This is a genomic window from Sinomonas sp. ASV486, assembly GCF_030908215.1.
Classification (GTDB): domain Bacteria; phylum Actinomycetota; class Actinomycetes; order Actinomycetales; family Micrococcaceae; genus Sinomonas; species Sinomonas puerhi.
In genome coordinates this window covers 437,868-458,675 of record NZ_JAVFJK010000001.1, presented here as the reverse complement: position 1 = coordinate 458,675, position 20,808 = coordinate 437,868, and the positions used below count along the sequence as shown (strand labels likewise).

Here is a 20,808-nt window from a genome sequence, read left to right as displayed (position 1 = left end):
CCATGGCTCCTCACGGAAACCAGAACGAGAATGAGCACGAGGGCGAGCGCGCCGAGCCCGTGATCCGGGACAACCGCAAGGTTGACCCGGTCACGGGTCAGGCCCGGCACCCTGAGCAGGCCGAGCAGGCCGAGCAGGCCGAGCCGGCCGAGCCGGCCGATCCAGCACAGGGCGGGCACGAGGACATGCGGCCCGTCGACGAGGCGCACGACGCCGATGATCCCCTCGCCCAGGCCGAGCGGATCCTCCGCGAGGCCGCGGGTGAGGAAGAGGGTGCCGGCCTGGCCGTCGTCGTCAAGGAGCTCCGGGACGACCTCCAGAGGCTCCAGGCCGAGTACGTGAACTACCGCCGGCGGGTTGACCGCGATCGCGCGGTGGCGGGCGAGGTCGCCGTCTTCGGTGTCCTCAGCTCGCTCCTGCCGGTTGTCGACGACCTCGAAGCGGCCCGAGCCCACGGCGACCTCACGGACGGCCCCTTCGCGGCGATCGCAGCGAAGCTCGAGTCGGTTCTCTCGAGCCAGGGTCTCGAGCGGATCGACGCGACCGGCGTCGAGTTCGACCCGAACGTCCACGAGGCGCTCATCCAGCAGCCAGGCGAGGACATCGAGGTGGACACCGTCCAGCAGGTGCTCCGCGTGGGCTACAAGACCGAGTCGCGCCTCCTGCGCCCGGCCCAGGTCATCGTGGCGACGCCGCAGGGCTGACCCGCCCATCGGTTCGGGTACGCGGGCCTGCGCGCCCGCGTACCCGAACCGTAGGACACTGAAGCAAGACGACCAGCAGAAGGAGCGTTCGTGGCAAGTCAGGACTGGGTGGAAAAGGACTTCTACGCCATTCTCGGCGTGTCCAAGGACGCCTCCGAGGCCGATATCAAGAAGGCCTACCGCAAGCTCGCCCGGAAGTACCACCCCGACACCAATGCCGGGGATCCCGAGGCGGAGAAGAAGTTCAAGGACATCACCGAGGCGAATTCCGTCCTGTCCGACGCCGACGAGCGCCAGCAGTATGACGCCATCCGCGCCATGGGCGGCGCCCGCTTCGCTCCTGGTGGTGCCGGTCCCGGCGCGGGCGCAGGCGCCGCAGGATTCGAGGACCTCTTCGGGGGCCTGTTCGGCGCGCCGGCCGGCCGCCACTCGCGCGGCTTCTCCACCGGCAACCTGCCGCCCGAGTTCGCCGACCTGTTCGGCGGCGGGGGCGGGTTCACCGGGGGCTTCCAGGCCCCGCCCCAGAAGGGCGCGGACCGGCAGGCAACCACCACCATCTCCTTCGCCGGCTCGATGCGCGGCACCACCGTCGGCCTGCGCGAGCAGAGCGGCGACGTCATCGAGGTCCGTATCCCCGCAGGCATCCGCGACGGGCAGAAGGTCCGTGTGCGCGGCAAGGGCGGCCCCGGGTCGGCGGGCCCCGGCGACCTCATGGTCACGGTCAACGTCAAGCCCCACGACTTCTTCACCCGCGACGGCGACAACCTCCGCATCCATGTCCCCGTGACGTTCGACGAGGCGGCCCTCGGCGCCCAGATCGAGGTCCCGACGGTGGACGGCACGAGCGTGAAGATGAAGATCCCCGCCGGCACGAACTCCGGGCGCACGCTCCGCCTCAAGGGCCGGGGCGTCACGACCTCCAAGGGCGCCGGGGACCTGCTGGTGACGGTCGACGTCGTCGTGCCCCAGAACCTCTCGAAGGAGGCCGAGGACGCCGTGCGGGCGTTCGCCGAGGCGACGTCGAAGAACGGCCAGTCGGATCCGCGCGCGACCCTCGCGGAGAAAGCGAGGCTCTAGGCCATGGCCATCGATCCGTACGCGCCGATCTTCGTGATCTCCGTCGCGGCGGAGCTGGCCGAGATGCACCCCCAGACGCTGCGCCAGTACGACCGCCTGGGGATCGTCTCGCCCTCCCGCCAGGGCGGGCGCCAGCGCCGCTACTCGCAGCGCGACGTCGAAACGCTGCGCGAGGTCCAGCGCCTTTCGAAGGATGGCGTGTCCCTCGAGGGCATCAAGCGCATCCTCGAGCTCGAGAACCAGGTGACTGCCCTGCGTGCCCGCGTCACGGAACTGCAGGCCGAGCTCGCCAATACCCGGCGCGTCCCCGATCCCCGCCGCATCTTCGCCGCCGGGATCGCCGGCGACGTCGTGAGCCTCGCGAGGGGACAGCGGCCCGAGCCGCGCCCGGGTGCCCTCGTGCTGTGGAGCCCGCAGCGCTAGGTGCTCGCCCAAGGTTTGCCCAACGTTCACCCTCCGCTGGCGCTTCGGCGTGGCCTTCGCACCCCGCGCCGTCGTACGTTCGAAGCGTGAGTGACCGCACGAGCGAGGAGCCCCTCATGAGCACCAGCCAGCACCCCGTCGTCCTTCCGGCCGAAGCCCTCAAGGGCGGCGACGAGGCCGTGGTGGACGCCAACGTCGACGTTGTCAACGCCATGTACGAGGAACTCCTCGACGAGCGCGAGATCGCGCAGAACGCGCTGCGCGGCTACTACGTCGACTTCTACCTGACGCAGATGCTCGACGGCGGGTTCGCCCAGTACGTCTTCACGTCCGGGGAGCGCGAGGGTATCGACGGTCTCGTCCGCGACGGCCTGCGCGAGATGGGCGCGACCGAACACGCAACGCTCTTCGACGAGCTCGCCTCCGCCTTCAAGGGGCTCTCCGAGGAGGATGCCGAGGCGTACCTCGATGGCGACGACGACGCCTCCCCGGCCGTCGCCAGGCTCGAGGAGCTCGACGAGCGGTTCGAGGCGCTCCAGGACGAGCAGGACATCGTGGCCCTCAACGCCGCGTGGCTCCGGGGCCAGGAAGGCCTCCTCGCCCTCGACGAGGACGGCATCGAGGACGAGATCGCCCGCCGGGTCGGGCTCATCGGAAACCTCGAGGAGCGGCGCGCCGCGGCCGAGGAACAGGACCTCGCCGACATGCCCGACTTCGAACTCGTGATCCGCGAGCTGTGCGACGTGGCCGGGCACGATCTGACCGCTATCACGATGGGCGATCCGAACTACCTCCATCACGGCGTCAAGACCCTCGCATGGCGCTTCACGACCGATCAGGGCGAGTACCTCATGGTCGAGGAGGACGACGAGGCCTACATGATCGATCCCGAGGACGGGAAGATCCTCGCCGCCGTCGAGTTCGAGGAGATCGACGAGGACGAGGATGGCTGGGACCTCGAGGATGAGTCGGTCGACGCCGAGGACGAGACCCGCCCGGCCGATCCGCAGAACGGCCACGAGGTCCAGACCGCCCACTGACGCGTGGGCCTCGCGCCAGGGGCACACGGGCAATGTCGTACCCCTGTGGTTCGTTTGGTCCAGTCAGCGATCAGCGGCCAGAGGGGGGCATGGACAGGTTCAGGACTGCGGACGACGGCGCGTGGCCGCCCGAGGCGCCCACGCGCCGTCGTGTCTGCAATCACACGAGCGTCTCGAGCGTCTCGACCGGAGCATCGGGGGTGCGTCCCCATTCGGCCCATGAGCCGTCATAGACGCGCACGCGGTCGCGTCCGAGGAGCTGCGTGAGCGCGAACCACGCGGCCGTGGCGCGGCCGCCCACTGTGCAGTAGGTGATGAGCTCGGTCGGACCGTCGAGGTCGATGCCGGCGAACACATGCCGGAGGTCGTCCTCCGGGAGGAACCGGCCGTCCTGGTCGAGAAGCTCCGCCATCGGCTGGTGGACGGCCGAGGGCACATGGCCCGCCCGGCCGTTCGGGTCCATTCCCCCCGAGGGCCAGAACCGCTCGCCGTCGTATTCGGCGCGTGTGCGCACGTCGAGGAGCGTGGTGGACGGGACGCCGATGGCCTCGCGCACCTGTGCGCGGGTGGCGCCGAGGCGCGGGTCCGGCGCCGCGAGCCGGTAGCCGCTGCGGACTGGCTGGCTGGGCGTGCTCGTGACCGGATACCCGTGGCCTTGCCATGCCGCCCGCGAACAGTCCAGGATCTGCGTTCGGGCATGTCCGTGGGCCTTGAGCAGCCAGTACCCGAACGCCGGCGCATACCCATAGAACACGACGCGCGACTCCGGCTCGATGCCCGAGCGGCGCAGCAGCTCCTCGACCGCTGCGTCGTCCACCGGGCGGTACTCGGCGTCCTTGAGGTCGGCGTAGATGTTCCAGAGGACGGCGCCGTGGATGTGCCACTCGTTGTGGGCGGCGGGGCTGACGTCGACTTCGACGACGCGCAGCCCCGGGTCCGAGAGCTGGGCTGCCAACGTCTCCGCCGAAATGAGGGCTCCTGTGGTTGTCATGGTCGCATCCCTTCAGGTTCGAAAGATGCTTCCACGCTAGGTCGGGGGCCTTGCTGCCCGGCTGGCGAATCGTTGCCGCGAGGTTGGCGACTCCTTGGCACCGCCGACGGACTCGCAGGCAGCCCCTACTCGACCTGGATCCACCCGAGGAGGTCGTCCGCGCTCACCGCGTCGAACAGCGCCGGATGATCCGAGGCCAGATGGGCGCGGATCGCGGCTACCACCTCGTCGTCGCTATCGCTGCGGGCGATGAAGCCGCACTCGCATCGGATCAGCTTGGTCACCGGACCTCCCAGGCCGTCGCCACCACATCCAGCATAGGGGTCCAAGATGGTGTTATGGCGTTGGCGCCGGTACCGCTGCGGATCCAGCTGTGCGGCCCGCTCGCGATCGTGCGCGACGGGCAGCGCGTGGAGTCCGCCCTGCCCGGCCGGCAGGGCCGCCTGCTGTTCACCTACCTCGCCGTCAACCGCTACCGCGACCTCTCCCGCGATGAGGTGGCCGAGGCTCTCTGGCGCGAGCCCGACCCCGCTGCTGTGGAGGCGCGGCTGAACCCGCTGGTCTCCAAGCTGCGCCGGGTCCTCGGCGCTGACGCCATCGAAGGCCGCTCAACCCTGCGGCTGCGCCTCACGGGCGCCTGGATCGATCTCGAAGCAGCTGTCGAGGCGATCCACCGGGCCGAGTCCGCCGTCGCCCAGCGCCAGTGGACCCGGGCATGGGGGCCCGTCCTCACTGCCCTGTTCGTCTCCGAACGAGGCTTCCTCCCCGGCGAGGACGCTCCATGGATCGCGGCGATCCGCGACCAGCTCGCCCTCCTGCGCCTCCGAGCACTGGAGGCCTATGCTGTCACCGACCTCGGCATGGCCGGAACCGAATTGGCCGGGGCGGTCCGTGCCGGCCGGCAGCTCATCCAGCTCGCGCCGCTGCGCGAGAGCGGCTACCGCCACCTCATGAATGCCCTCGCAGCGCAGGGCAACCTCGCCGAGGCCTTTGACGTGTACGCCCAGCTCTGCCACACGCTCCGCGAGCAGCTCGGCGTCTCCCCGAGTCCCGACACACGCGACCTCTACGAACACCTCCTCGCCGAGACCTGACGCGTTGCTTGCTGGGCCCGCAGGCTCTAGCTCGACAGCGCTGCAAGAGGATCCTCACCGGACGCGAGGATTCATCCGGAGTGCCGGCGAGCTCTTGTTGATCAGCATTCCCTTTCTTCTCCTGCACACCCCGTCAGCCGAAGCGTTGCTAGGGTGGCGGGGTGCCCACTCGCGTCGAGCGGTTCCTCTCTCACCTCGACCGCCTCAGCGGCGGGATCGAGCCGCGTTTCTTCCCGGTCGAATCGACTCATCCCGGACTGCCCGGCGTGACTGCAATCGTCTACGACGACGTTCCCGAATCCGGGATGCTCACCGGCATCACCTATGGAATCAGCCTGGCCGACCACCCCGTGTGGCGCGTCGGCAAGCCCGAGCTGTGCATCAGCGTGAAGTCCGACGACCTCCGCTGGCCCCTTGCCCTCGGGCATATCGGCGAGGTCCAAGGCGGAGACAACCCGTTCTGCTATGGGGATACGATCAACTTCGGCGAGAGGATTGCTCCCGACTCCGATATGACTGGCTTCGTCCTCTTCGCCCCCGCCGTTCTGGACAGGGCGGACTACGCCGGGATCGATGTCGGCGAGACGCTGCCGGTCAACATCTGCGGGCTCTACCGATCCACGATGCCGAGCGCCGCTACATCCACGACCACGGGCTCGAGGCCTTCTGGAAGCTCGACTGGGACCCCTACGACGTCGTGCGGCCGTCCGCCGTCTGACGCAGCGTGGCCGAACGGCCATGTCCGCCTTGTGCGCCCTCTGGTCAATCGGACCTCGTGCGGTAAACGCCCCGATCCCGAACTGAGGTTTGTGCGCACGGCTTCGACTTCGAAAACTGACACAGGCATCCTCTGAGGAACGCTCATGAGGTCGGCGGCTGAGAAGCCGCAAAGGCGGCTCTGTGACAGCATCGAGCCATGACTTCTCCCAGATCCGAGGATGAACTCGCCGGCGTTGACGATCCCGCGTGGCCTGACATCGCGAGAATGGCATCGGAGGCGCCCCTGGTCGTCGAGATCTTGCCGGTGCGCGGTTCTGAGGGCAGGAGAACGCTGTACCGGCTCCAAGTCACCGCCCGTTCGACCCTCGGCGCCATCGCGCTCAACTGCGGAGGACTCATCATCGACCGTGGGTGGCTGCGGATCCTCGGGGCAGGTGCACCAGGCCTGGACGACCTCGCGACAGCAAACAACCTGGGAGACCCGGTGGAAGTCTCACCAGCGCCCGGGCAGCTCGTGATCGCCTACGACATCCTTGGCGGCGTCTTCGCCATAAATCATCACGACATCGCAGCCCCGGCCGGCGAGGTCTGTTACTGGGGCCCCGACACTCTGGCCTGGTCCCCTTTGGGGGTCGGGCACAGTGCGTTCATCCGATGGGCCCTCGGCGGGGGCCTATCCGATTTCTACAGGGACTTCCGCTGGCCCGGATGGGAAACCCAGGTCGCGGCGACGCCTATCGAAGATGGGATCAGCGTCTACCCCTTCCTGTGGACGGAGCAGGGAAGGAACATCGACTCGTCTTCGAGACGGGCAGTGCCGTTCACCGAGATCCTCGAGCTCAACCAGAAGTTCGCGCGCGAGGTCGCTGCCGGCCCGAAATGATTCGGACGGGATCACAGAATGCGGCCTCACACGGGTTGTCCACTGGCTGCATGCACCGGATGGTTTCGCGCCGTCCAAGCTGTCCAGGCGGCCGGGGCAGAGGCTTGAATGCTCCCACCCGCACAAGCCGAGTAGAGCCCCGGTCTTCCCGTGAAGGATCCCCCGCATGGCCTATGCGACCCTGTTCTTCGACATCATCCACGGCCCCGATTTCGGAGCCTTGGGCGCGAGCCCCGCCGAACCGGCGACCGAGCCGAGCGCCGCCGTAGTCGCCTTCCTCCTGGCCCGCGGCCTGCCCCGGACGCCTAACCCCGGACCCGCAGGAGCCCGGAAACCGTTGTTTCTTGACATGGCGTCCAGTCTGTTGACTGGCCATCAAGACGCGTTCCAGAGTGTGCTCCAGCTGCCGACGCTGACAAGAACTGCACCCCGTTTTGGGATCATCCCCGGGCCGGTCGAGGCCGTGCTTCGTTCCTGCGCACCAATGGTCGGTGCGGACATCGCACGAATCCAGGCCGTCGGCGGCGGGGGTGTAGCGTCCCGGGAACGGCCGCGCCAGAGGGTCCGCACGACGTTTCTGCAGTGGCCACGGCGTTTTCAGGCAAGGGCTGGGACGGCCATCCCGAGCTGCTGGGCGAACCACAGGCTGTCCGCGTTGGCCCAGTACTCGATCAGCAGGCCGTCCTGGACCCGCAGGGTGTCGGTCCCGGTGAAGGTGATCGTGCGTCCCACAGCGTCCGGCGAGGCGCCCGGGATGCCGCCGGTGTAGGTGCCCTGCGCCCCCCAGCGGACCACGAGGTACTCGCCGTCTGTGATCGGCCCGACGGCGAGTTGGAAGTCGAGGCCGCGGAACGCGCTTTGGATGCCACCGACCCACGCGTTGAGCGATTCGCGGCCCGTCGCGTCGCCGGGGGCCCCACCGGTGATCGGGGCCGCGTGCGCCACCCACTCTGGGTGGATGATCCGGTCTGTGTAGCTGAGTTCGCCGTTCCACAGCAGCCGCCACGGCTCGACCAGGGCGAGGATGTCGTTCGTGTTCATGATTCCTCCAACGTGCTAGTGCCTATCTTGTTTGTTATAGGCTCTAACTAAAGTAAGCATGCGTTACTCTAGGTGTCAAGAACTCGCTCGGAAGGGGGGCGTGGATGGCAACCACAGTGAGGGACCGTTACCGCACGGAGATGCGCGAGGCGATCAGGCAGGCGGCCGAGCGCCAGCTGCGCGAAGACGGGCCAGGAGGCGTCTCGCTCGCGGCCATTGCCCGCGAGCTGGGCATGTCGGGGCCTGCGCTCTACCGCTACGTGCCCAGCCGCGACGCGCTGCTGACCGAGCTCATTTCGGATGCATACCTCGACCTTGCGCGGGCGCTCCGAGACGCCGTCGAGCGGACGCACGACGGCGGCGATCGCCTGGGCGCGCTCCTTACCGGCTATCGCACCTGGGCCAGGCAGGAGCCGCACAGGTACCGACTGCTCTTCCAGCCCCCGCTGCCCGACTTCGACTCCAATGCGACGTCCCTCGTCGAGGCTTCCCGCGCACCGATGCGAGTGCTCCTGGAGGTGTTGACCGCGAAGCCGGCCAAGGGTGCGGGAGCGGTGCTCACGGACGCCCTGAGAGCCCAGCTCGAAGACTGGGCGCGCGGACACGGCCCGTCCGCCGACGCCGAGGCCGCGCTGGCAGCCGTCACGATCTGGAGCCGGCTGCACGGCTTCGTGAGCCTCGAGATAGCCAACGACCTGACCGCCATGGGGGTCGACGCAGATGAGCTCTTCGCCATCGAAGCCCGCCGCATGCGCCCGTGACCCCCGTGCGCCTCATTGCGCGTCTCCGCACGGGTCTGGGAGCCGGGCCGCCGGGAGGCTCTGTTTGAAGAGCAGCTCGAGCAGGTTGATGGAGACCCGTGTCGGTGGGTCTGTCTTGAGCTGGTCGATGTACGCGTCTCCGAGTGCGCGGAAGGCAGCCAGGCTGGCGTCGTCCGCCCAGACGATCTTCCCGCCGTCGCGGCAGAACTGCTGGATCGAAGTCACGGCGTCATCCTCGGCGACCTTGTCCACGGGCTACTGCGCGCCCTCGGCTGCGGTCGTGAGCGCGACGTGTTGGGCTTCAGTCAGCGACCCGAGGGTGCGGGTGTTGGCAACAAGTGTGGTGAATGTCCCGAAGAGCGGGAGGTTGGAGATTCCCGGTGATCACGGTCGAGGACCGGAGTTCGTCTGCGTCGGCGTCGCTGAATCCCGTCTCCTGCGCCGCGACCTGCCCAGACCGGCGCTCATCGACGTCGTGGCCCACGTCATCGACCGGTGCGGCCCCGAGGGCCCGCAGGGACCCGAAGACCGTCTCCGTGTCCTGGGCGGACACCTGACGGCCCGCGACGTCGTCCGGTGTGACAATCGGGTGCCGGTAGCCGACGAGCCAGTGGAGCTCCTCAGGGTACAGCCCCAACGGCGTCACCCCGGTCCTGTCCAGCCCCTGAAGGAATGTGTGGCCGAGCTTGGCGCCTGCGACTCTCCCATGAGCCGTGTCGAATCGAATACGAACGGCGTATCCAGCGGGGGGACCCTCACGTCCGTCGGCGGAGGCGTGGCAGTCCTCCCCGCCGGGCCGTCGAGTCCGTCCGAGAACCTCAGGACCGGCTACGGGGTCGCAGGTCTGTCGATGTCCATGGACGGCACCGTCTTCGCGGACGGGTGGGATTTCGCCCTGGCGTGATGGGGGTGTACGCAACAGCCTTCAGGCTGAGCGCCTGATGGTGCACAAGCATTCATCCCCCGACTCGAGTGACGATCGCCTCTCCCTGCCACTCGAAGATCGTGTCGAAGCCCACGGCGCGCGAGATCTTCTCGACGTACGCGGCTACTTCTCGGCCTTGCTCGTCATCGCCCAAGGGGTGCGGTGTGCCCTGGTGGTCGATCCTGCAGGGAACGAATCCCGCGGAGGCGAGGCGGCCGCCGTCGAACGTCATCGTGGCGATGATGGTGTTGCGGCTCTCGGGGTGGAAGGGATAGGTGGGCATGTCGGGGTCGGGGGCGAAGCCGAACATGCGTACCCGTCGGGCCGCCCACTCCATCCGCTCGGCCGAGTCGCCGCCGACCGGGGTCAGCGCGCGTGTGACGGTCACAAAGTTGCCCAGCCCGTGGTAGATCGGGACGCCCTTGTACCACTCGATGCCGCGCATGATGTGCGCGTGGTGGCCGATGACGACATCGGCGCCCGCGTCGATGGCGGCGTGGGAGAGCGGGCGCTCGTAGTCCGCGAGGATGGCGGGCGTATGTCCGATGCCCTTGTGGAGGGCGACGACGATGACGTCCACGTCCTCGCGCAGGGCGCGGATGTCGCGCTGCATGGCGAGTTGGCTCTCCGGTGCGACGAACGTGTAGACCGTGGGCGGCCCGCCCGGCGTCGCGGACTCGAGCTCGTAGTGGGTGAGCACCTTGACGTAGGCGGCGCCAGCCTTCTGCGATGCGGCCCACGAGTCTTTGGGGCCGACGCAGTTGTAGCTGAGGACGCCGACCCTGGTCCCATTCCGCTCGATGATCGCGGGGGCCTTCGCGGCCTCGAGGTTGGCACCGCCGCCGGCCGTGATGAGGCCTGCCTTGCGCGAGTACTCGATCGTGTCGAGGACGCCTTCTGTGCCGACGTCGAAGAAGTGGTTGCCGGCGAGAGTCACGAGATCGAAGCCAGCCTCTGCGACGGCCGTGAGTGCCTCGGGGTCGGCCGGGGGCGCGGGCACATCGGTGCTCGACTGCGTGGTGGCGTACGAGTGAGGGACCTCGATGTGCCCGATCGCCACGTCAGCGTCCTGCAGGATGGAGGCGGTGGGGGCGAAGAACGAGGGCACGTCCGGCTCGTCGAGGACGAGGTCGCCGACGGCGGCAAGGGTGATGCTCATGACGCCACCTTCTGCCGGCGCGCGTCGAGGAGTTCGTCGGCCTCTTCGCGCAGCAGTAAGCCTTCCTCGACCAGACGTTCGGTGCTCGCGCCGAAGCGGCTCATGTAGTCATCCTCGGACGCGTAGAGATCGGTCAGGGTAGCCGGCGTGAAGGAAACCATGTGCGGGACCATCGCAGCGACCTTCTCGGGGCTGCCCATGGGCGCCCACTCGGGCGGGAGGCAGCAGCCGGGGGCCGGGGTGCTGTGGGGGAGGTAGGCGGCCTTCGGCACCTCGACCCACGGAGTGCGGACGCCGCCGGTGACGTTGCCGAACGAGTCGCGGGCCAGGGCCATTCTCGCGCTCACGGCGGATTCGTCGGCGAACGCGAAGGGTTCGGCGCGGGGCGGGATGATGCCGCGCGTGATCCACTCGTCCAGGCGCTGGTAGAGCGCACGGACCACGAAGTCCATGCGGGCGTCGCTCGGCTCCTCGTTGGTCTTCCGCGGGGAGGCCTCGCCGCCTGCTGCGAGCCACTGCTCGGTGTTCGTGAGGGCGGAGTCGCTGTCAATCGCGGCGTGGGATGTGCCGGCAATCTGGTAGAGGCGGTACCGGTCCTCGGGACTATCGCTGTCCGGGCGGAGGCTGTCGTGGTGCGTCTCCGCCTCGAATTCGCTCAGCACTTCAAAGATCGGTACGCCGCGTCCCGAGATCGTGCGGCGGCCGTCGTTGGCCGGGAGGGGGAGGCACTCGGCTGAGAGCGGGGGATAGCCTGCCAGACCCGCCGAGCCCGAGGAGATGCCGATGATGTAGCCGTCGACGGCCGGTGCGCCGCTGTCGAGCCGGTAGAGCTCGTGGAAGCCGTCCTGGGAGAACACCCGGCAGAAGCTGCCGGTGGCGGACCAGCCGGACATGACGAGGCGCGTGACCTCGCCGAGCGGGAGCGCCCCGGTCCGCAGGGCCACCGCTACCTGGCCGAGGATGTCGTAGCCCAGACCGTCGGCGGGGATGCTCACGTCCGCATACCGTTCCGAGTTGACCCGCTCACGCAGCTGGCGCGATACGTGCTGCGCCTGGGTCACGCCGACCCAGGTGTGCCCGTTGCGCAGGATCCACGGGTGGATGGTGCGCCACGTGACACCGCGGTCCAGGTTCGGGTGCAGGGGCTCGAGCTGGACGGCGCCGCTCGCGCGAGCCGCGTCGGCCGGTCGGCGCACGAGGACCCGGGTTGTGTAGGGATGCGCCGCCTTCCGATACGGGCGCAGGCCCAGATCGTCGTTGTAGGCCCATTCATAGGCGGTGCCCGAGAAGAGGAATTCCTCCTCGACGTAGCCGCAGGCGGCCAGGTCGATTCCGGTTCCGGAGGGCAGCACGCTGGTCCCGAAGGGCAGCGAATCGGGGGTGATGGGGAGGGGTCTGACGTCGATGGTCACGAGCGGTGCGCAGCCTTTCCTAGCGGGACAGGTTCGGGAAGCGGGCCGGCATCGTCCGCCGGGCCGGTCGGTGAATGTTCAGCGGGGCGGGTCCGGTCAGCCTGCCGGGCCTCGCGGCGGTGGCGCTGCTGTGCGGGGTCCGGTACAGGCGCGGCCGCGAGCAGGGCGCGCGTGTAGGGATGCTGGGGATTCTCGTAGACTTCGCGCGAGGTGCCCTCCTCGACGATGCGGCCCTCGTTGAGGACGGCGACCCGATCGGAGACGTGCCGAACCACGGTGAGGTCGTGGGCGATGAAGAGGTAGCTCAGGCGGAATTCCTTCTGGAGGTCCGTCATGAGGTTGAGCACCTGGGCCTGGATCGAGAGGTCGAGAGCGCTGACTGGCTCGTCGCAGATCACCAGGCGCGGCCGGAGCATGAGGGCGCGGGCGATCGCGATGCGTTGGCGCTGGCCTCCCGAGAAGCCCGCGGGATAGCGGGCCCCGTCCTCGGGCCGGAGGCCGACGCGCTCGAGCATCGCCGAGGCCTCGCGCCGGGCTTCGGCGCGGTCGGAGCCGTGCGAGATCAGCGGCTCCGCGAGCGAGTAGGCAATCGTCTTTGTCGGGTCGAGCGAGCTGTAGGGATCCTGGAACACGACCTGGAGCGATGAGCTGAACTGCCGCCGCTCCTTCCGCCCGAGCTTCCCGAGCTCGTGCCCGTCGAAGCGGATGCTGCCCTCGGTCACCGGTGCGAGGCCCAGGACGGCCCGGCCGATCGTGGACTTCCCCGAGCCGGACTCGCCGACGAGGCCGAGCGTCTCGCCCTCATGGATGGTCAGGCTCACGCCGTCCACGGCGCGGCGGGGCTGCTTCCGCCCGTTCGGGTAGTCGACGGCGAGGTCGCGGATCTCGAGCAGAGGGGGAGCATCAAGGCGGGCTGGGGAGTGAGTCATCGGACGGCCTCCGGCACACGCCGGTCTTCCGGCATGAGTTGGTCGGTGTGGATGCAGCGGCTGGTGCGGTCGTGTGCCATGTCGAGGAGCGGGATCGGCGCGGCGACGCATGCGTCGGTCGCGAAGCGGCAGCGCGCGGCGAAGTGGCAGCCCTTGGGCCAGTCTGTGGGGCGCGGAACGCTTCCCGGAATGGCCGGCAGGGGCTCGCCCTCGACGGCCAGGTGGGGGCTTGCCTCAAGCAGGGCCTTGGTGTACGGGTGGAGGGGATGATCGAAGACGCGACCGATGTCCGCGGTCTCGACGATCTGCCCCGCGTACATGACGAGCGCGCGGTCGCAGAGATCGGCGACGACGCCCCAGTCGTGGGTCACGATGAGCACTGCCATGCCGTTCTTGGATTGGAGGGAGCGGAGCAGGTCGAGGATCTCGGCTTGGACGGTGACGTCGAGCGCGGTGGTGGGCTCGTCGGCGATGAGCAGCTTCGGGTCGCCGGCGATGGCCGCGGCGATGGCGACGCGCTGCGCCTGGCCGCCCGAGATCTGATGCGGGTAGCGCTTGGCGACGGCCTCGGGATCGGGGATGTTCACGGCGGTGATGAGCTCGACGGCGCGCTTCCGCGCCGCGGCCCGGCTCACCTTCTTGTTCTTCATCCGGGTGTGGGAGCGCACGACTTCGGCGAGCTGGTCGCCGATCGTGAACGAGGGGTCGAGGGCGACCATCGGTTCCTGCGATATGAGTGCGATCTCCGTGCCGCGGAAGCGGCGCTTCTCCCGCTCGGGAAGCCCGGAGATGTCGCGGCCCTCGAGCAACACGCTTCCGGCGGTGATCCGCCCGCCACGCTTGAGGAGGCCGAGCAAGGAGAGGGCGGTGACGGTCTTGCCGCTGCCCGATTCGCCGACAAGGCCCACGCATTCGCCCGGGAGGACATCGAAGGAGACGTTCTCGACAACGGTGATGGGACGGTCGTCCGGGCCGAAGGCCACGGTGAGACCGCGAACCGAAAGGAGGGCCTCGCTGTGGGGAACGAGGCTACCGGGGGCAGCGAGGCGGGAGTCGACGGCGGTTGCGGCCTTCCGCTTGGACTTGCCGGCCGTGGCGGTCTTCGCCCGCTCCGAGGTGGCGTCGCGCACCACGTCGCCGAGGAGGCCGAACGCGAGCACGGTCAGCGCGATGATGCCGCCGCTGGGCACAAGGAGCCACGGGACGGTCTGGATAACGGTAGCCGCGTCGCCGACCATGCCGCCCCACGTCGGCGCTGGCGGCGGAACGCCGAGGCCGAGGTAGCTCAGGCCTGTCTGCACGCCGAGGGAGATCGCGGCGAAGATCGAGACGTGGACGATGATCGCTCCCGCAGTGCGCGGCAGCACGTGTCGCACGGCGATCTGTGCGGGGCCGAGGCCGATCACGCGCGCGGCATCGATGTACAGCTCCTCCCGCACCGACATGACGTTGCCGCGGATTACCCGGATGAGGCCCGAGGAGCCGAGCAGGCCGAAGACGGTCATGGCGGCGGTCATGTTGCGGTTGAAGATGGTCAGGACGGCCAGGAGGATTATGATCACCGGGACTGACATGGCGACATCGATCACGCGCGAGATGATGCGGTCCGCGCGGCCGCCCGCATACCCGGCGAGCAAGCCGATGGGGACGGCGACCACGAGCAGGACGACGACGGCGATAAGCACGCCGCCCAGCGAGTAGCTACCGCCGAAAAGGAGCCGGCTGAGGACGTCGCGGCCCAAGACGTCGGTGCCGAGGAGGTGGACTCCGCTGGGTCCCTGGCCGATGGCGTGAAGGTCCTGGGCGAGCGGATCATACGGCGCGATCCACGGTGCGAAGGCGCAGGCGATGACGACGATCGCCAGGTAGATGAGGCACGCGAGCCCGACAGGCGATCGGAGGATCCGTCGGACGAGGCCGGTCGGACCGCCAGCCGCGGCGGGTCCCGCGGAGTTCTCGGTGGAGGTGGCGATGGTCATGCTGTCCGCACTTTCGGATTGAGGAGGCCGTAGGCGAGGTCGACGCAGAGGTTGACGACGATCACGATGACGGTGAAGTAGAGGGCCACGCCCTCGATAACCGGCAGGTCGTGGTCGAGCGTGGCCTGAGTGGCCAGACTGCCCATGCCGGGCAGGACGAAGACGTTCTCGACGAAGACGGTCGCGTCCAACCCGGCAATAGCGTGGATGCCGATGACGCTCGCCACCGGGATCGACGCGTTCCGCATCGTGTGCTTGACGAGGATCGACCACTCCGAGACGCCGGAGGCTCGGAAGGTGCGGATGTAGTCTCGGTCGAGGACATCCAGGACCGCCGAGCGCGTCTGCTTGGCGACCGTGGCGATGCCGGCGAGGCTCAGCGCGCAGACCGGCAGGACGAGCCCGATGATCCACCACATCGGCGATACGGTGAAGGGGGTGTAGCCGGTTGCGGGGAAGATGCGGAGCTTGACGGCGAAGAACGTCACGAGGACGACGGCGACCCAGAAGTTGGGCAGCGCGAGCCCGGCGAGGGAGAGGGTGTCCACCGCGCGGGCCAAGAAGCCGCCCCGAACGGCGCTCAGCATTCCGAAGCCGATTCCGATGACCATGCATAGGAGCGTCGAGAGCGAGACGAGCGAGAGCGTCACCGGCAGGCGTGCCGCGAGCGTCTCGACCACCGGCTCGCCGCTGTAGAGGGACGTCCCGAGATCTCCGTGGAACAGTCCGGACAGCCAGTGGCCGTACTGGGCGTACCAGGGCTGGTCAAGGCCGAGTTTCTCGCGGAGTGCTGCGATCGCGTCCGGGGTCGCTTCGACCCCCAGGATGGTCTGCGCGGGGTCGCCCGGAACGAGCGACCCCAGCACGAAGACCACCAGGGACACGACCAGCAGCAGGGGGATCGACATCAGGAGGCGTCGAAGGATGAGCTGGGTCATGGTGAAGGCTTCATTTCCTCAAGTGACTAATCGTCGGTGAATCGAGGGCTCGGTGCGGCTCAGCCGCCGAGCGTCCAGGCAAGGGCGGGATCCGGTGCCGCCGGCAGGGGGTTCGGGTTCCCGGCGGATGCCGCGACGTTGTGGACGTTCTTGCTGTACCAGAGCGTCTGCGGCTGGTAGATCGGGACGATCCACGCGAGGTCCTGGAGCCGCTTGGACATCTGCTGGTAGAGGTTGGTGCGCTCGGCATCGGTGGGGGCCGCAAGGGCCTTCTGATACGGGTCCTCCAGTTGCGGGTCGCTCGAGTTCTCGGGGTTCTGCGGGACGCCCTTGGCGAGGTCCTGCTGGTAGAACTGCATCATGTCGGTTCCGGCGGTCGGGTAGATGGAGGCCGCGTACTTCTTGCTCGCGACGCCTGAGGAGTACTGGGACATGCCCGTCGACTCGACGTGGAGGTCGACTTTGATCCCGATCGCGCCGAGGGCCTGCGTGATGGCCTGAGAGATGGTGGTGTTCTTGTCGAGGATGGAGGTCGTGATGACCGGCATCGAGAAGCCGTCGGCGTAGCCGGCGTCGGCCATGAGCTGCTTGGCCCTGTTTAGGTCGTAGCCGTGGCCGGGATCGTTGGTCATGTAGCCGTCGGTGCCCGGCAGCAGGTCCTGGGTGCTGGGCTTGCCGTAGTCTCCGCCGAGCGCGGTGGCGAGCGAGGACCTGTCGAACGCGAGGGCGATGGCCTGGCGCACGCGGACATCGGCGAGCGGTTTGGCGATCGAGCCGTCGCGGTCCAGGAGATTGAGCGACCAGTTGAAGTAGGGCGCAGGGGTGATGGAGATCCCCTGCGACTTCGCCGAAGCCGCCGTGTCGGCCGCGCCGCCCGCGAAGTCGACCTGGCCGGTCGTGATGGCCGAGAGGACGGCGTTGGGGTCTCCGATGACCTTGACATTGACTGTCTGGAACTTCTGGGCAGACGGCTGCCAGTAGCTCGGGTTCTTCTTGTAGGTGTAGGAGCTGTTGGTGACCGCGTCCGCGGAATCGAAGGTGTAGGCGCCGGTTCCCGCGCTCTTCTTGAGAAGCGACGCCGGATCGGCAACGCCCTTCGGGCTGATGACGAGTCCGAACTCGTTGTACTGGGTCAGGCTGAGGGCCGCGTCGGGGTTCGCCTCCGAATACGTGATCCGGACCTTGTTGGTCCCGTCGGCATCGATCGAGGCGATCTTGCCCAGATGGGAGATCATCGGGCCCTTGGCGCTCAGGAAGTACTTGAGCGATCCGACCACCGCATTCGCGTCCATGGGCGTCCCGTCCGAGAACTTCACGCCGTCACGGAGCGTCACCTCGAAGACCATGTTCCCGGTCCCGACGTACTGCCACGAGGTGGCGAGATCGGGGACGAGCTTGCCGTCGCCGGCCTGGTAGATGAGCGGGTCGTAGGCCAGCGCAGTGAAGACCACCGATCCGCCAGTGCTGGCCAGTGCCGGGTTCAGGCTGACGGGTGGACCGGTGAACTGGATCGTGAGCTTGTCGCTGCCGGCGGACGTGGAGGACGGCGGGCCGCCGCCGCAGGCGGAGAGGGCGACGGCGGCGACTGCCGCGGTTGCCGCGAGCTTGAGCCTCGCGTGGGGGACCGATGGGAATCGAATCATGGGGAGCTCCGTTGCTCTGCGCATCCGATGAGATGCAGTTCACAAGTGGTATTGCCCACAGTAACGGCACGCTGCTAGCATCGTCAATGGGAAATAGATCGACTGATCTGCTGAATAGATCGAACGATCTCGACGAGTTGGTGCCGCGAGGACGGGGCACGGAAGGAGATGTCATGAACCGACAGCGTGCCGCTGAAGAGGGCGTCGAGCTGAAGCTCTACCGCGCGGCCCTCGAGCTGTTCTCGACGAAGGGCTTCCACAACACGGGCATCCGTGAGATCGGCTCCCAGGCCGGAGTGAGCTCCTCGGTCCTCTACCACTATCTGGGATCGAAGGAGGAGGCCCTCCGCGAGCTCGTCGCCGATGGACTGAACCGGCACGCCGAGGCCTCGGAGGCCGCCGTCGCCTCGGTGGGGGAGCCCGAGGAGAAGCTCGCCGCACTCGTCGCGGTGCACGTCCTCGTGCCCGTCCAGCACCCGACGATGAGCTCTCTCCTGCAGCAGGAGAGCAGTTTCCATGAGTGGCCCGCGGAATTGGGGGCGCTCAGAAAGCGGACCCAAGACCTCTGGTCGGAGATCCTCGACACTGGAAAGGCGGCAGGCGTCTTCGACTTCGGCTCGACGGTCGTGACCCGAAGTGGCCTCATCCGGTCCATGACCCTCGTCAACCAGTGGTACCGCCCGGAGGGCGAGATCGGGCTCGAGCAGCTCGTGACCGAGTACCGGGACTTCGCCTTCGGCGCCGTCCGTGCCAAGCGCGGCCGGCGCTACCTGAGGGCCGCCCAGCTCGCCCGCCCGACGGTCGGGGAGATCCTCGACATCGTCCGCGACGCCCACCTGGGCGCGTGGTGGTGAATTCTTCTCTCCTCTGACTTTCTTTATCAATTCTTCGTTGTGGAAGGAATCCAATGCCGCTCATGAATATCGGCGACGCCGAACTGTACTACGAGGAATTCGGCTCGGGAGATGATGTCGTCCTCTCGTGTGCGGGCGGCTTCACCGCCGGGACCTTCCCGGAGCTGCTCGCCTCCGAGCCCACCAACTGCCGGGTCATCACGATCCAGGCGAGGGGCTTCGGCCAGTCCACGCACCAGGCGCAGCCCGAGCAGGGCTGGCTCGACCAGTGGGCCGATGATGTGTGCGCGGTCGCGGACAGGCTGGGGATCGAGAACTTCATCTACACCGGCATTTCGCACGGCGGCGGCATCGGCTGGCACATAGCCCGCCGCTATCCGGAGCGGCTCCGCGCCCTGATCTCCGTCGTCGGAACCCCCCACGACCGCGCGGGCGGCGTCGACTCCTCTGAAGGCCGACGGAAGATCGTGGAGGGCCGGCGCAACCCCGAGGCGATCGCCGAGCAGCTGCGCATCATGGCGGGGTGGAGCGACGATCCCGAGCGGACCGCGTGGCGCGAGAAGTACATCCAGCAGCGCATCGCCGTGATGACATCGTGGGGCGAGGACGAGGCGACCATCAACCAGGGTAAGCCGTTCCCGGACGCGACGACGGACGAGGAACTCGAGAAGGTCTTCCAGTCGATCCACGTTCCCGTGCTCATCCTCGGCGCGCTGCGCGACGGCGTCATCTCGCCCGAATCGTGCCTCCGGGCTGCCCGCCACGTCCGCGGCGCCAAGGCCGTGCTCTTCGAGGACGAGGGCCACTGGATCGGGCGCGAAAGCCCCGCGCGCCTCGTCCGCGAGGTCGCGGTTTACCTGGAGGAACTGCGCCTCGCCGAGGGCGGTCTCCCTGTCGCGCGCCCGGGTGAGCCCGTCTACCGCGACCGAGGTGCCGCGGCGTCCGCCCCGGCCGGCCACTAGGAACCGGCTGGCCATCAGAAAGTGGAAACTGCCATGAAACGACCTCTCGACGGGCTGACCGTCATCGACCTCACGACCGCCCTCGCCGGGCCCTACGCGACGCTGCTGCTCGCAGGCCTCGGCGCCCGCGTGATCAAGGTGGAGAACCCTGCCACCGGCGGCGACACCGCTCGGAACAACTCCCCGTACCTCGGCCACGACGGCCTCAACGTGCGTCGCCTGTCCGAGGACGACATGTCCGTCTCGATCCTCTCCCGCGGCCGGAACAAGGAGAGCATCACCCTCGACCTCAAGGACCAGCGCGGGCGCCAGGTCCTGTTCGATCTGGCAGCCAAAGCGGACATCCTCGTGGAGAACTACAGCGCCGGAGTCACCGCCCGGCTCGGCATCTCATATGACGACCTCGCCGAGGCCAATCCCGCCCTCATCTACACGTCCATCAGCGGTTTCGGGGCCACCTACAAGGGCAGCAACGGCAAGGCGATGGACACCATCATCCAGGCACTGAGCGGCGTCATGATGACAGCGGGGGAGCCAGGCGGAGGCCCAGTGCGGTTCGGCCTCCCAGTCGGGGACCTCGTCGCTCCGATGTTCGCCGTCATGGGCACCCTGGCGGCGGTCATCCAGCGCGGCGCCACCGGGCGCGGGCAGCACGTGGACGTCTCGATGCTCGGTTCGCTCACCTCGCTCGTGGCGGCGGAGCCCTTCGACGCGTTCGAGATGCTGGGCCTGCCACTGCGGACCGGGGAGTACGTCCCGCGACTCGCGCCCTTCGGGACCTTCCGGACGAAGGACGGATGGATCGCGCTGTGCGCGCCCACGGACAAGTTCGCCCACGGGGTGCTCACGGCCATCGGCCGGCCCGAGCTCGCAGACGACGAGCGCTTCGCACAGAGAGACGGCCGCGTTCACCACGCGACCGAGCTCCACGCCATGATTGCCGAATGGGCCGCGGGCTGCGAGCTCGGCGAGGCAATCGCGGCGCTCGAGGCGAATGGCGTGCCGGTGGCCGAGGTGAGGCATCCGCTCGACGCCGTGCACGATCAGGGCGTGCGGGAGCGGGGAGAAGTTGTCGCACTGCGGCACCCGGGCGGGGAGACCGGCGTCGAGCTCTTCGGCCCGGGCCTTCCGTTCGTGATGTCTGGCGCCGAGACCTCGCTGGACCGTCCGGCCCCGCGGCTGGGCCAGCACAACGACGAGATCCTCAGCGGTCTGCTCGGCTACACCGAGGCCCAGATCGATGAGCTCAAGCGCAGCTCGATCCTGTGAAGGC

23 protein-coding genes are annotated in these 20,808 nt (G+C 68.3%); 12 read left to right on the top strand and 11 right to left on the bottom strand.

The window, feature by feature from the left end; translation table 11 throughout:
- The first annotated feature begins 2 nt into the window (after positions 1-2).
- The 4 genes from RBS60_RS02135 to RBS60_RS02120 all read left to right on the top strand — a co-directional run bounded on the left by RBS60_RS02135 (position 3) and on the right by RBS60_RS02120 (position 3,244).
- Positions 3-704 carry a nucleotide exchange factor GrpE gene (locus RBS60_RS02135; RefSeq protein WP_307955853.1) on the top strand — a complete coding sequence of 234 codons (702 nt, stop codon included), beginning with the start codon at positions 3-5 and terminating at the stop codon, positions 702-704.
- A 90-nt stretch (positions 705-794) separates the two neighbouring features.
- The gene (locus tag RBS60_RS02130; RefSeq protein ID WP_307955852.1) at positions 795-1,781 is read left to right on the top strand and encodes a DnaJ C-terminal domain-containing protein; all 987 of its coding nucleotides are present in this window, start codon (positions 795-797) and stop codon (positions 1,779-1,781) included.
- A 3-nt stretch (positions 1,782-1,784) separates the two neighbouring features.
- The gene (locus RBS60_RS02125; RefSeq protein ID WP_307955851.1) at positions 1,785-2,204 is read left to right on the top strand and encodes a heat shock protein transcriptional repressor HspR; all 420 of its coding nucleotides are present in this window, start codon (positions 1,785-1,787) and stop codon (positions 2,202-2,204) included.
- A 116-nt stretch (positions 2,205-2,320) separates the two neighbouring features.
- On the top strand, positions 2,321-3,244 hold the full coding sequence (locus RBS60_RS02120) for a hypothetical protein (protein WP_307955850.1): 924 nt from the start codon (positions 2,321-2,323) through the stop codon (positions 3,242-3,244).
- Positions 3,245-3,404: 160 nt separating this feature from the next.
- On the opposite strand, the gene RBS60_RS02115 is transcribed toward RBS60_RS02120, so the two are convergent.
- Together RBS60_RS02115 and RBS60_RS02110 are read right to left on the bottom strand one after the other, a co-directional pair.
- The gene (locus RBS60_RS02115) at positions 3,405-4,235 is read right to left on the bottom strand and encodes a rhodanese-like domain-containing protein (RefSeq protein ID WP_307955849.1); all 831 of its coding nucleotides are present in this window, start codon (positions 4,233-4,235) and stop codon (positions 3,405-3,407) included.
- A gap of 125 nt (positions 4,236-4,360) precedes the next feature.
- Positions 4,361-4,519, bottom strand: coding sequence for a DUF1059 domain-containing protein (locus tag RBS60_RS02110; protein ID WP_307955848.1), 159 nt, complete (start codon positions 4,517-4,519; stop codon positions 4,361-4,363).
- A 54-nt stretch (positions 4,520-4,573) separates the two neighbouring features.
- Here RBS60_RS02110 and RBS60_RS02105 point away from each other — a divergent pair, with 54 nt between their 5' ends.
- The 3 genes from RBS60_RS02105 (at position 4,574) to RBS60_RS02095 (ending at position 6,932) form a co-directional block, all read left to right on the top strand.
- Positions 4,574-5,329, top strand: a complete 756-nt coding sequence (locus RBS60_RS02105) for a BTAD domain-containing putative transcriptional regulator (RefSeq protein WP_307955847.1) — start codon at positions 4,574-4,576, stop codon at positions 5,327-5,329.
- 161 nt (positions 5,330-5,490) lie between these two features.
- Positions 5,491-6,183 (top strand): hypothetical protein, encoded by a 693-nt coding sequence (locus tag RBS60_RS02100; protein ID WP_307955846.1) that lies wholly within the window; start codon positions 5,491-5,493, stop codon positions 6,181-6,183.
- A gap of 62 nt (positions 6,184-6,245) precedes the next feature.
- Positions 6,246-6,932 (top strand): DUF2625 family protein, encoded by a 687-nt coding sequence (locus RBS60_RS02095; RefSeq protein WP_307955845.1) that lies wholly within the window; start codon positions 6,246-6,248, stop codon positions 6,930-6,932.
- 597 nt (positions 6,933-7,529) lie between these two features.
- Here RBS60_RS02095 and RBS60_RS02090 read toward each other — a convergent pair.
- The gene (locus RBS60_RS02090) at positions 7,530-7,973 is read right to left on the bottom strand and encodes an ester cyclase (RefSeq protein ID WP_307955844.1); all 444 of its coding nucleotides are present in this window, start codon (positions 7,971-7,973) and stop codon (positions 7,530-7,532) included.
- 104 nt (positions 7,974-8,077) lie between these two features.
- On the opposite strand from RBS60_RS02090, the gene RBS60_RS02085 reads away from it, so the two are divergent.
- Complete coding sequence (locus RBS60_RS02085) at positions 8,078-8,734, top strand: TetR/AcrR family transcriptional regulator (RefSeq protein WP_307955843.1); 657 nt, start codon at positions 8,078-8,080, stop codon at positions 8,732-8,734.
- A 12-nt stretch (positions 8,735-8,746) separates the two neighbouring features.
- Here RBS60_RS02085 and RBS60_RS02080 read toward each other — a convergent pair whose 3' ends face one another.
- Both RBS60_RS02080 and RBS60_RS02075 read right to left on the bottom strand, forming a co-directional pair.
- Complete coding sequence (locus RBS60_RS02080) at positions 8,747-8,959, bottom strand: hypothetical protein (RefSeq protein WP_307955842.1); 213 nt, start codon at positions 8,957-8,959, stop codon at positions 8,747-8,749.
- A 76-nt stretch (positions 8,960-9,035) separates the two neighbouring features.
- Positions 9,036-9,380: a hypothetical protein gene (locus tag RBS60_RS02075; RefSeq protein WP_307955841.1), complete on the bottom strand. Its 345-nt coding sequence runs from the start codon at positions 9,378-9,380 to the stop codon at positions 9,036-9,038.
- Positions 9,381-9,440: 60 nt separating this feature from the next.
- On the opposite strand from RBS60_RS02075, the gene RBS60_RS02070 reads away from it, so the two are divergent.
- Positions 9,441-9,638, top strand: a complete 198-nt coding sequence (locus RBS60_RS02070) for a hypothetical protein (RefSeq protein WP_307955840.1) — start codon at positions 9,441-9,443, stop codon at positions 9,636-9,638.
- 52 nt (positions 9,639-9,690) lie between these two features.
- Here the strand turns inward: RBS60_RS02070 and RBS60_RS02065 are convergent, their stop codons facing one another.
- Genes RBS60_RS02065 through RBS60_RS02040 form a run of 6 tightly spaced genes read right to left on the bottom strand, consistent with a single transcriptional unit; the run spans position 9,691 to position 17,719 of the window.
- The gene (locus RBS60_RS02065; protein WP_307955839.1) at positions 9,691-10,818 is read right to left on the bottom strand and encodes a CapA family protein; all 1,128 of its coding nucleotides are present in this window, start codon (positions 10,816-10,818) and stop codon (positions 9,691-9,693) included.
- Positions 10,815-12,230 (bottom strand): alpha/beta hydrolase domain-containing protein, encoded by a 1,416-nt coding sequence (locus RBS60_RS02060; RefSeq protein ID WP_307955838.1) that lies wholly within the window; start codon positions 12,228-12,230, stop codon positions 10,815-10,817. The genes RBS60_RS02065 and RBS60_RS02060 overlap by 4 nt, the downstream gene beginning before the upstream one ends.
- Complete coding sequence (locus RBS60_RS02055; protein ID WP_307955837.1) at positions 12,227-13,159, bottom strand: ATP-binding cassette domain-containing protein; 933 nt, start codon at positions 13,157-13,159, stop codon at positions 12,227-12,229. Before RBS60_RS02055 ends, RBS60_RS02060 begins: the two co-directional genes overlap by 4 nt.
- Positions 13,156-15,138 (bottom strand): dipeptide/oligopeptide/nickel ABC transporter permease/ATP-binding protein, encoded by a 1,983-nt coding sequence (locus RBS60_RS02050; RefSeq protein WP_307955836.1) that lies wholly within the window; start codon positions 15,136-15,138, stop codon positions 13,156-13,158. The genes RBS60_RS02055 and RBS60_RS02050 overlap by 4 nt, the downstream gene beginning before the upstream one ends.
- Positions 15,135-16,076 (bottom strand): ABC transporter permease, encoded by a 942-nt coding sequence (locus RBS60_RS02045; RefSeq protein ID WP_307955835.1) that lies wholly within the window; start codon positions 16,074-16,076, stop codon positions 15,135-15,137. Before RBS60_RS02045 ends, RBS60_RS02050 begins: the two co-directional genes overlap by 4 nt.
- A 59-nt stretch (positions 16,077-16,135) precedes the next feature.
- The gene (locus RBS60_RS02040; RefSeq protein WP_307955834.1) at positions 16,136-17,719 is read right to left on the bottom strand and encodes an ABC transporter substrate-binding protein; all 1,584 of its coding nucleotides are present in this window, start codon (positions 17,717-17,719) and stop codon (positions 16,136-16,138) included.
- Between the two features lie 173 nt (positions 17,720-17,892).
- Here RBS60_RS02040 and RBS60_RS02035 point away from each other — a divergent pair, with 173 nt between their 5' ends.
- The 3 genes from RBS60_RS02035 to RBS60_RS02025 are packed head-to-tail and all read left to right on the top strand — an operon-like array spanning position 17,893 to position 20,804.
- On the top strand, positions 17,893-18,573 hold the full coding sequence (locus tag RBS60_RS02035) for a TetR/AcrR family transcriptional regulator (RefSeq protein WP_307955833.1): 681 nt from the start codon (positions 17,893-17,895) through the stop codon (positions 18,571-18,573).
- Positions 18,574-18,626: 53 nt separating this feature from the next.
- The gene (locus tag RBS60_RS02030; RefSeq protein ID WP_307955832.1) at positions 18,627-19,535 is read left to right on the top strand and encodes an alpha/beta hydrolase; all 909 of its coding nucleotides are present in this window, start codon (positions 18,627-18,629) and stop codon (positions 19,533-19,535) included.
- 33 nt (positions 19,536-19,568) lie between these two features.
- Complete coding sequence (locus RBS60_RS02025; RefSeq protein WP_307955831.1) at positions 19,569-20,804, top strand: CoA transferase; 1,236 nt, start codon at positions 19,569-19,571, stop codon at positions 20,802-20,804.
- The last annotated feature ends 4 nt before the right edge of the window (positions 20,805-20,808 follow it).